This is a genomic window from Chromohalobacter sp. HP20-39 (assembly GCF_033052815.1).
In the GTDB taxonomy this organism is placed as follows: Bacteria; Pseudomonadota; Gammaproteobacteria; order Pseudomonadales; family Halomonadaceae; genus Chromohalobacter.
In genome coordinates this window covers 1-317 of the sequence record NZ_JAWHTP010000408.1, presented here as the reverse complement: position 1 = coordinate 317, position 317 = coordinate 1, and the positions used below count along the sequence as shown (strand labels likewise).

Genomic DNA, 317 nt, shown 5'->3' with positions numbered 1-317 from the left:
GGCCACGGGCCCAGCTTGGTGGCGTAGTCGACGCCTTGCGGCACCACACCATCCTGCGGCACGGCGTAGCCCGAGAACGCTACCTTGGTCAGCGCATCCTTGTTGATGGCGTAGTTGATCGCCTGGCGCACCTTCGGGTTGTCGAACGGCTTCACGCGCGTGTTGAACGTGATGTAGCGCTGGATGATCGAAGGCGCCGCGATCAGGTCCACCTTCGGGCTGGCTTTGAGCACTGCGGCCTGCTCAAACGGAATACTGAACGCGAAATCCGCTTCGCCCGTCTGCATAACGGTGGCGCGCGTGTTGTTGTCCACCAC

1 protein-coding gene is annotated in these 317 nt (G+C 62.5%); it reads right to left on the bottom strand.

Annotated elements, in window-relative coordinates; genetic code table 11:
- On the bottom strand, positions 1-317 hold a 317-nt coding region (locus tag RVY79_RS18575), incomplete at both ends, for an ABC transporter substrate-binding protein (RefSeq protein ID WP_317466019.1).